The 9,579-nt window shown below is 68.7% G+C and carries 8 protein-coding genes and 2 pseudogenes; 4 read left to right on the forward strand and 6 right to left on the reverse strand.

The annotated features are described in order from the left end of the window. Positions 1-195 precede the first annotated feature (195 nt). Positions 196-1,747 (forward strand): annotated as a pseudogene (locus tag STSP_RS31195) (NF041680 family putative transposase). 304 nt (positions 1,748-2,051) lie between these two features. Here the strand turns inward: STSP_RS31195 and STSP_RS41445 are convergent. From STSP_RS41445 to STSP_RS31215, 5 genes and pseudogenes are all read right to left on the reverse strand, one after another. Then, positions 2,052-2,519, reverse strand: a pseudogene (locus tag STSP_RS41445) (zinc finger domain-containing protein); the annotation flags it as partial. Positions 2,520-2,574: 55 nt separating this feature from the next. Then, positions 2,575-3,321, reverse strand: coding sequence for an ATP-binding cassette domain-containing protein (locus STSP_RS31200; protein ID WP_067284370.1), 747 nt, complete (start codon positions 3,319-3,321; stop codon positions 2,575-2,577). Further along, positions 3,318-3,974, reverse strand: coding sequence for a molybdate ABC transporter permease subunit (modB, locus tag STSP_RS31205; RefSeq protein ID WP_067284371.1), 657 nt, complete (start codon positions 3,972-3,974; stop codon positions 3,318-3,320). The genes STSP_RS31200 and modB overlap by 4 nt, the downstream gene beginning before the upstream one ends. Further along, entirely contained in the window at positions 3,974-4,792 is an 819-nt protein-coding gene (modA, locus tag STSP_RS31210; RefSeq protein ID WP_067284372.1) for a molybdate ABC transporter substrate-binding protein, read from the reverse strand. The genes modB and modA overlap by 1 nt, the downstream gene beginning before the upstream one ends. Positions 4,793-4,839: 47 nt before the next feature. Then, positions 4,840-5,856: a helix-turn-helix domain-containing protein gene (locus tag STSP_RS31215; RefSeq protein WP_198547467.1), complete on the reverse strand. Its 1,017-nt coding sequence runs from the start codon at positions 5,854-5,856 to the stop codon at positions 4,840-4,842. Positions 5,857-6,205: 349 nt separating this feature from the next. Here STSP_RS31215 and STSP_RS31220 point away from each other — a divergent pair, with 349 nt between their 5' ends. After that, entirely contained in the window at positions 6,206-6,805 is a 600-nt protein-coding gene (locus tag STSP_RS31220; RefSeq protein ID WP_232789863.1) for an MFS transporter, read from the forward strand. Further along, complete coding sequence (locus STSP_RS31225) at positions 6,802-7,965, forward strand: low temperature requirement protein A (RefSeq protein WP_078067651.1); 1,164 nt, start codon at positions 6,802-6,804, stop codon at positions 7,963-7,965. Before STSP_RS31220 ends, STSP_RS31225 begins: the two co-directional genes overlap by 4 nt. Positions 7,966-8,195: 230 nt before the next feature. Here STSP_RS31225 and STSP_RS31230 read toward each other — a convergent pair whose 3' ends face one another. After that, entirely contained in the window at positions 8,196-8,438 is a 243-nt protein-coding gene (locus STSP_RS31230; RefSeq protein WP_067284375.1) for a hypothetical protein, read from the reverse strand. A 223-nt stretch (positions 8,439-8,661) separates the two neighbouring features. On the opposite strand from STSP_RS31230, the gene STSP_RS31235 reads away from it, so the two are divergent. Then, positions 8,662-8,865 carry a hypothetical protein gene (locus STSP_RS31235; RefSeq protein ID WP_067284376.1) on the forward strand — a complete coding sequence of 68 codons (204 nt, stop codon included), beginning with the start codon at positions 8,662-8,664 and terminating at the stop codon, positions 8,863-8,865. Positions 8,866-9,579: the final 714 nt, after the last annotated feature.

Consider the following 9,579-nt stretch of genomic DNA (forward strand, 5'->3'; position numbering starts at 1 on the left):
CGCACACCGGCCTGACTCTCTACCAGGTCCTCGACGTTCTTCAGGACCTGCTGAGCTTGTTCTTTATGGTCTGGCCTCGAACGATGTCCCGAACGTGATCGCTCGGACGAGGATTCCGGGAACGTGAACACGGCCTCCGCCTGATCCTGTCCTCCGACCAAAGAGGCACTTGACCAGTACGAAGGCCGTGGGGGAATGAGTCTGCTGCACCCTGGCGTCCAACGGGAAGCGTTCGCGGCGGCGTCACACTTCCGGGACGACTTCTTCGACTGCCTGACCGTGCGTGGGGACATGCTGTTCGAGCTGACCGACGCGTTGCTGTGCGCGGACGGCCCAGTGACCACGCCGGTGGACCTTACGCTGACGGCCGAGCACCGGCGCGGACACGGCGCGATGTACGACGCGCTCAACTGCGGGAACGTGGATGTGCCGCGGCTGCGACAGGTGCTGGCCGGGCTACCGCAGCCCGAGGCCGCCGACGGTCGCCTGGTTTTGGCGGTGGACGTCACCCACTGGCTGCGGCCGGACGCGCCGACCAGCCCCGACCGCCTGTTCTGCCATGTCTACGGCCGCAGTGGTCGGTCCTCGGACCAGTTCGTATCCGGCTGGCCCTATTCGTTCGTGGCCGCGCTGGAGTCGGGCCGGACCTCGTGGTGCCAGATCCTGGACGCGCGCAGGTTGGGGCCGGCCGACGATGTCGCCGAGGCCACTGCCGCCCAGGTCCGCCGCGTGGTGGAGGACCTCATCGGCATGGGCCGGTGGCAGCAGGGCGACCGCGACATCCTGATCGTCTTCGACGCCGGTTATGACGCCCCGCGCATGGCCTATCTACTGGAAGGGCTGCCGGTGGAGGTCCTGGGGCGGATGCGCACGGACCGCGTGATGCGCAAGCCCGTCCCGGTGCCGTGGATCTCCCCGCCGCAGGGCGGACGCCCGCCGAAGCACGGCAAGGAGTTCCGCTTCGCCAGACCCGAGACCTGGGGCGAGCCTGATGCCGCGACGGTGCAGGTTACCGACCGCTACGGCACCGCTCGTGCGATGGCTTGGGACCGCATCCATCCTCGTCTGACCACCCGTTCCGCGTGGATCGACCACACCAGCGAACTCCCCGTCATTGAGGGCACGTTGATCCGCTTAGAGGTCGACCGTCTGCCCGGCGGCCATGATCCACTCCCCGTCTGGCTGTGGTCGTCAGCCACCGGCCTGTCGGGCGGGGGCGTCGACCTGCGCTGGCAGGCATTCCTGCGCAGGATCGATCTTGAGCACACTTTCCGGATGATCAAGCAGACGCTGGGCTGGACCCGCCCGAAGCTCCGCACCCCCCGCAGCAGCGGACCGGTGGACCTGGCTGGTCATCGCGGCCCACACCCAACTCCGCCTCGCCCGGCCACTGGCCGCTGACCTCCGCCGCCCCTGGGAGAAGCCGGCCGAGCCCGGCCGACTCACCCCCGCGCGGGTCCGCCGCGGGTTCAGGAACCTCCGCCCGCACTTGCCCTGTCCGGCCCGCGCACCGAAACCCAACCGGCCCGGTCCCGGCAGGCCGCTCGGCTCAAAGAACCGTCACCCCGCCACCCGTTACGACGTGGGCAAAACGGTCAGGCGGCCGCGACCATTGCCGAACGTGACCAGGCCAGACCATAAAGAACAAGCTGAGGTGCTGGACCGGTACCTGCACCACCTGCGGACGCCCCCTGCCCAGCCCTCGAAGAAGCCGCAGACAGCCCGCAACCTAACGAAGCACTACTAGGTCGTCCATGCTGGCGGTCAGGACCTGGTCGGCGCGGGCCATGGCATGGACGTAGAGGGCCAACGCGGGCAGCGTCCCCTCGCCGAACGCGCGTTGATGTCGTCCCTTACCTCTACCGCGTAGTGCTCCAGCAGCTGCTTGCCGCAGTGCCCGTGCGCGAGGATGTCCGCGATATTCACCCCGGCCACGTTGTCTAGCCAGTCACGGATGGTCGGCCCGTTGTCGTGTGTGCTCACGACCCGAGTGTTCGCCGAGACGGTGCGCTTCCCAAGCAAGCACGCCGGGTTACCCAGCAATGTCCGCCTCAGCCTCGGCGAATGCCCGGTGGAGCCAGGCGACGGAGGGGGACTTGCCCGCGTTCTTTCCGTCTTGATGGTGAGCTTCTTCGCGATGTCCTTGAGCGCCAGGGCGAAGGTGAGCACGTCGTCGTCGATGACCTTCGGGCGTCCGCCGTGGTTACGACACGGGTCGAGCTCTTCTCGCAGAAGATCCGCTTGCAGACAGGTTCGAGCGCGGCGAGCTGGCTGGGGAGTTCCTGCTGTGCGGTCGAGCAGCACGCGTACCCGATCCGGATCGGCCTGGCCGCCGCGGCGGCCGGCACCGCGTCGACTGGCGGGCCCGGCTTCCACGGCCGCCCGGGACCCCAGTCCTCCGGAACGAGGACTTCGAGTTCCTCGCGGAGGGCCGACACGAGGATGAAGCGGGCGGTGTGGTACTCCGTGGCGGTCTTCCCGCCACGGGTGCGGCAGGGACTGCCCGCCGTGGCTTCACACTTCGGACAGTCGTTTCATTCTATCGCGCTTGACCGGTCGACAGATCCATGAGAATCACTGCGCGCAACGACCGTCACTGAGCGCTACGTCGGGGGTTGGCCGCTGGGTTGGCTCGAACTCCGCTGCGGAAATGAGGTGGCGGGTGTGGCCGGGTGCGAAGAGAAGTACGTTGTCGGCCAGTGCCGTGACGTCGTCGGGATCATGGGTGACCAGCAGCGTGGGAATCCTCTCCTCGCGGGTGAGGGTGGCCAGCAGGTCGCGGAGCTGGTGGCGGGTGGGCCGGTCAAGGGCGCTGAACGGCTCGTCGAGCAGCAGGAGGCGAGGCTGGCCGGCCAAAGCGCGGGCCAGGGCGATGCGCTGGCGCTCGCCCCCGGAGAGGGTGCGTGGTTTCTGCTCCGCGAGGTGGGCGGCGCCGACGCGCTCGAGCCAGGCCGTTGCCTGGTCGTGGCGCTCGCGGTGCGGAACGTGTCGTAGGGCGAGGGTGAGGTTGCCGAGCGCGGTGCGGTGTGGAAGTAGGGCGGCGTCCTGGAAGACCATGCCCAGGTGACGGTCCTGGGTGCGGACGTGGATTTTGTTCGCGGGGTCGGCCACCGGGGAGTCGTGGAGGTGGATGGTGCCGCTCTGCGGCCGGAGCAGTCCGGCGATGAGGGCGAGGGTGAGCGATTTGCCGGAGCCGGACGGACCGAAGAAGACGGTAGTGCCGGAAGGTGCGGTGAAGTCGGCGTGAATGGATGCGCGGTCGCCGGAGGACCAGGTGGCGTTCATGACCACGGGCGGTGCGGTGGGATCGGGCTGGGTCATAGGGCGTTCCGGGAGAAGCGGTTGACCAGTATCAGGACGGCGACGGCAACGAGGGAGAGGATGATGGCGAGGAGGGCCGCGCGGTCGTCGTTGCCTGCCTGGACAGCGTCGTAGACGGCGATGGGCATGGTCTGGGTCTGGCCGGGGATGTTGCCGGCGACCATGACGGTGGCGCCGAAGTCGCCCAGCGCGCGGGCGCAACCGAGGGCGACGCCAGCGATGATGCCGCGCCTCGCGAGGGGCAAGGTGACGCGGGCGGCGACCTGCCATTCGGGCAGGCCCATGGTGCGGGCGGCCTGCTCCAGGCGGGGGTCGACAGACTCGATGGCGGCCCGGGCGGTGCGCAGGCAGAACGGCAGCGAGGCGACCGTGGCTGCCAGGACCGCGCCCGCAGGAGTGAAGACCAGGGGCTGGCCGGTGACGTTCTGCCAGGTGTCGCCGACGACGGTGTCGTTGCCGCACAGCACCAGCAGGTAGTAGCCGAGCACCGTGGGCGGCAGCACGATCGGCAGGGAGGCGAGGGCTTCGAGCAGGCCACGGCCGCGGAATCGGCCCTTGGCCAGCAGGTAGCCGCCACCGATGCCCAGGACGGCGGCGAGGGCGGTGGCTGTCGCCGCAACCCGCAGCGACAGCAACAACGGGAACCAGTCCATCAGCCGGTCGAGGTCCTCTCGCCGGGCAGGACGAAGCCGTACTTGTCCATCACCTTGCGCCCTTCCGCGCTGTTGACCAGGTCGGCGAACTTCTTTGCGGCGTCCTGCTTGTCCTTCGGTGCGGTGACGACCAGGACCTGCCGCAGCGGCTTGTGGGCCTTCTCCGGGACCAGGGTGTACGCGCCGTCGGTGCGGTTGATCACCAGCGAGAGGGAGACCAGCGCGGATTGGGCGTTGCCGGACGTGGCCAGGCGCAGCGTGTCGGAGATGTTCTCCCCGTACACCAGACGGTCCTTGACCTGGTCGTAGATCCCGGCGTCCTTGAGGGCCTCGACAGCAGCGACGCCGTAGGGGGCGTGCTCGGGGTTGGCGATGGCGATCTTGCCGTACTTCGCGTCGGTCAGGTCCTTGATAGAGGTGGTCTTGTCGCCGGCCTTGTTGGTCCAGATCGCGAGGCGGCCGTAGGCGTAGTCGGCACGGGTGCTCTCGATGCCCTTGCCGGCCTTGACGACGTCGTCGACGTAGTTGGTGCTGGCGGAGGCGAACACGTCGAACGGGGCGCCCTTGGTGATCTGCTGGGACAGCTGGCCGGAGGAGCCGAAGGTGAAGATGACCTTCCCTCCGGTGTCCTTCTCGTATCTCTTGCCCAGGTCGGTGAAGGCCAGCCGCAGGTCGGAGGCAGCGGCCACGGTGATCGAGGCGGGCTCGCCGCCTCCGCCGCCTGAGTCGGCGTTGGCGGAGCACGCGGCGAGCAGGGTGGTGGCCGCGAGCAGGGCAGCGGTGTGGCGAAGGCGTCTGGATATCGCGGGCAACGTCATGAAGGCGGTGCTCCCAGCAGAAGAGGGTCCGATGTCGGGGCGCGGCTTTAGAGGGTGGTACCGCAGGAAGTGAGCTGGTCGTAGCCGCCGATGGCGGCGAGCCGGGAGGTGTAGGCCCGGTCGGCCAGGAGGTCGCCGAGGGCGCGGGCGGCTGGATGGGCGGCCCATTGCTGACCGACCCACAGGGCGACCTGGTGCTCCTCAATGGGGGTGAAGGGAAGTGCGAAGGCCGCCGCGGCGGCGGTCATCGTCACGGCTGCGCCATGACCGGCGGCGGCGTGGCGGGCGGCGTCCAGATGCCCGGCCGCCACCGTCCCGCCCGACGCATCGAGGGAGACGCCGAGGCGGGCCAGGGCGCGCTCCAGGGAGTGCTGGCTGGAGGTGGACGCCTCACGCCGCACGAGAGGCATCTGCCCGGCGGCGACATCTTCGAGCGCGACCGGGCTGTGGTCGTCGGGGGCGGCCAGGCCCACCTGCCAGCTGCCCAGCCGCCATCCGACCGCAGATACGGCGGGGCGGGGCAGGCTGTCGGCGGGGCCGTGGACGCAGGCGGCGTGTGCCCGCCCCGCTTCCAAGGCTTCGATCGCCTGGGCACTGGAGCCGTGCACGGCGACGACCGCGTGGCCGCGGGCACGAAGCATCGCGGCGGCCAGACCGACCGCCGGATCGCAGCCGAGCACGACGAACGCATCCTGCTCAACGGGGTGCAGCATGCGCAGCCGACCGCGGTCGGCTACCGCGTCCGCAGACGCCCAGGCGTCCAGCCCGGTGGCCGGGTCGACAACGGCGTACACCTGCGTTGCGCCGACGCGGGCCACGACCGCCGGCCCCGACGACGGAGCACCAGCCAGCACCGGCACCGGCTCATCGGCGGCAGGCGCAAAGAGCGCCTCAACCGTCGTGCCCAGTACGCCGGCCAGGCGCAGAGCCGCATCCACGGCAGGGGTGTGGCGGCCGGACTCCAGCGCGCCGATCAACTGACGACTCACCGCCGCCTTCTCGGCCAGCTCTCGCTGGCTCCAGCCACGTTCCTCGCGCAACCGCCGAATCCGCTCACCACTCATGGCCAGGAATCTAGCCAATCTGAGCAGTATGCGAAAGACCCGGAACCTCCAGCACCCAGCCCTGGCTGGACTGGGCGGCTTGTCGCTTTGCATGAACACCGCATGACAGTGCCTCGGAACCTCTTGCCATAATGTCACTGACCTGCTGCGGTACCCCGATGAGCAGCACACCAGAACCCGCAGTACCCGCCACAACCGCTGAACCGGACGCCGACCAGAAGTGGCTCACACCAGGCGTGAAGGGCATCGGCAGTGCCAGTTTCCTGGCAGATGTCGGCCATGAGATCCCCACGCCCTGCTGCCCTCTCTACTGACCTCCACCCTCGGTGCCGCCGCCGCGCTTGGCGCGGTGGAAGGCATCTCCGAGGCCCTCGCCGGGGCGGTTCGCTTCGGCGGTGGTGTCCTCGCCGACGGCCCGAGCGGCCGCCAGAAGATCGCCGTCGGCGGCTACACCACCACCGCCGGCCTCGGCGCCGCCACCGCCGGCGCGACCGCGGTCTGGCAGGTCGGTCTCCTGCGCGCCGCCGCCTGGACCACCCGCGGCCTGCGCATCCCGGCCCGCAACGCGCTGCTCGCAGACATCGTCCCGGCCAAGGCGCACGGGCGGGCGTACGGGCTCGAGCGGATGATGGGCAACCTCGGCGCGATCTTCGGCCCGCTGCTCGCCTTCGGCCTGGTCGCTGGGGTCGGCGTGCAGTGGGCGATCGGCCTCTCCGTCATCCCCGGCCTGCTCGCTGCAGCCGCGATCGTCTACGCGTCCGCAAGACATCCCGCCCGACCAGCCGGGAGAAGGTCCCGCGGCTGTACCGATGATCCCCAAGGTCGGGCCAGCGGCCTCCCCGACTCCAGACATGCGGTCGATACTCTGTACGACGCCGAGAAGAGGCCAAGGGCGGTGCAGCGGACCTCGCCGCCTGGTGACTCGTTGACGGAAAGCGAACCGCCATGAGGGAAACCGTACGGAACGGGATTTCTCCCGTTTCCAGACGACTGTGGATTTCGGAGAGTACCCAGGGCCGGGTGACGCCGGCCGAGCTCTTCTTCGACTTGGTGTTCGTCTTCTTCATCACTCAGGTCACCCACGCGGTGGAGGCCCACCCCGGATGGGAAGGCCTCCTCAAGGCACTGTTCCCGATGGTCGTCGTGTGGTGGATGTTCAGCGGGTTCGGATGGCTCACCAACGCGGTGCGGCCGGACGCCGTGCAAGTACGGCTCCTATTGATACTTGCCATGATCGGCTTCTTCATCATGGGGCTTGACGTCCCCTACGCCTTCACACCTGAGGGTTGGGCGTTCCCCTTGGCGTATCTTGCCGTCGTTGCCATCCATGGGGTTGTCTATCTGACAGCAAATGCCCCGTCGGCGCGGCAGGCGATCCTTCGCAACATGCCGTTCAACGCCGCGGCAGGCATCCTCGTACTCATCGCACCGCACCTGCCGGAAGCATGGGGTTGGGTGTGCTGGGTCACGGCTGTGCTGGTCCTCTACCTCTCGCCCTTCCTGGGGCACATCCGCGGCTTCGTCCTCGAGCCGCATCACTTCGTGGAGCGGCACGCACTGCTCCTGCTGGTGGTTCTGGGCGAGTCGGTGGTCGCCATCGGAATCGGCGCCGAAGGATCGGACAGCCATGCGGTAGACGCGCCCTTGGCCTTCAGCGTCGCGTTGGGGATCGCCGTGGCCTCGGGCTTGTGGTGGGTGTACTTCGACGGCGATGAAACGCGAGCGGACGAGGAGTTCGAGAAGGCCACCCAGCACCGCCGTCAAATGCTCGCCTATTACGCATTCACCGGCGCGCACCTCGTGATGATCATCGGCATCGTCCTGGTCGCGGCCGGGATCACCGACGCCATCCACCACTTCGACGGTCATGCACACCAGTGGTGGCTTGGCTGCGGCACAGCGGTCTTCCTCGTGGGTCACGCGATCTACCGAGGCTTGCTCGGCAGTGGGCGGATCACCGACCGCCTGGTCGGTGCGGTGTGCGCGGTACCACTGGGGGCAGCGACGTCCATCGCCGGCTGGATCGGCATGACCATGGTTGTGCTCGTCCTGACGGCCATCGCCACCGTGGACCACCGCCTGGCGTCACAAGGGACTCCAGCCTCCTAGAGGTCCGCTCCACCTCGTCGTCGGCGCACGCGCAGGCAGGAACGGTGCGGATGACCGGTCTCCACCGGAGCGGACAGCTTCTCCAGCATGTGGAACCGGTCGGCCACCTCGTAGATCCCGGGCACTGCCTCGCAGACGGCGCGGCTGGCCGCTTCGCTGTGCCGGCACACGCCCTCCGCACCGGATGAGTGGCCAGCCAGGCCGCCAGTACGTCGATGTGGTCTCCGCAGTCAGCAAGAGCCTCCCGTACGATCCGCGCGCGCCCGGAACGCGAAGTCGTCGATGCCCAGCATCCCCGGACTGGGAGCCGACACCGGCGGCGCGTGCAGCAGCCCGAGCAGCCGTGCGCGACCGGTCGGCGCCAGCGCCCTGGCCCCCCACCGCAGCTTCGCCCCGAGCCCGGCGATGGCATACCTGGTGGTCGGGTCCACCACCTTCTCGGCGAAACCTCCGCCGCGGACAGCCAGTGGCATCGCGGCAGAGCCGCCGCCGTCAGCCGCACCACCGTCCGGCGCCCGCCCACAGTCAACTGTCGACCGCACTGTGCACTCAACAACGCGTCCGATATATGCCTATTCATTTCCTTGTGGGTCAGACAGGGCTGGCAATACCCGTCAGCGTCCGGATACAGCTGGCCGCAGCAACGCTAAATCCGGAGACGGCACGCCTGCACGACCGCGCGTCGGCTGGCGGGCGTTGATCGCGGGGTGCGATGCCGTAAAGGACGCCCTGATCCCGCTCTTCGCCGGCCGCATACAGCCCCTCAAGGCGCCCGACGTGCTGCTGCGCGCCGTCGCCGTGCTGCTCGATGAGCGGCCGGAAGCGCACGACGTCCGCGATGCCGAGCCGCGCGGCGCCGCCATCTGCTCGGAGTGCTCACGCGTCTGTCATCTGACGTAGGGAAGCCGGGGGACAGCCAGCGATGCGGCGCGTCGTGGGGCGGCGCAAGGGGCGGCCCCGGCTGCGCCGCCGCTGGGGGCGGGCCCCCGCCAAGTGCGGGAGTCGGCGGAGTCTGTGGTGGGTCGTGTCGGTTCACCACCCCTACTCCGTGACGCCCGCCGTGGTAGCTGCCGGGAAACGCTCCGCGATGGCTTGCCGGTCCTCGGACAACCCTGCGGTTGCGGACTCCGACACTCAGGCTAGGGATGTCACGGATGCGAGTGGTGCATGGGTTGGCGATGCTCGAACAGCAACAGGTAACCGCTCTACGACACGACCTGACCAGGTGCGAAGGGGGCCGGCCCCCACACGCACAACCGCGCAGGGCTCAGCCGAGGGCATGCCAAGAGGCGGCCGAATGACTCCATGGAAGCGTTTTGCAGCAGACACCGAATCCTTCAAGCACGGCGAGGCCGACGCTCTGATCGGCCGTGACACGGACCTTCCGCGGATCGTGCCAGTTGCGCGCTTCGCATGAGTTTTATTGGCCGGTGGGACGCCGCCCGCAATTAAAGAATGCCTTCTTGCCCGGCAGGTATTCCTCCGGAGAAATCAGAATCGAGGCGCTATGAAGAATGTGGAAACTGAGGCACGTCTATCTGACCAGTCGCCGCCCGACCTGCCCCAGGTCGACGTCACCCTGAACGTGAACGGCACACTCCACCGGCTCCGGCT

This window comes from Streptomyces jeddahensis, from assembly GCF_001642995.1.
In the GTDB taxonomy this organism is placed as follows: domain Bacteria; phylum Actinomycetota; class Actinomycetes; order Streptomycetales; family Streptomycetaceae; genus Streptomyces; species Streptomyces jeddahensis.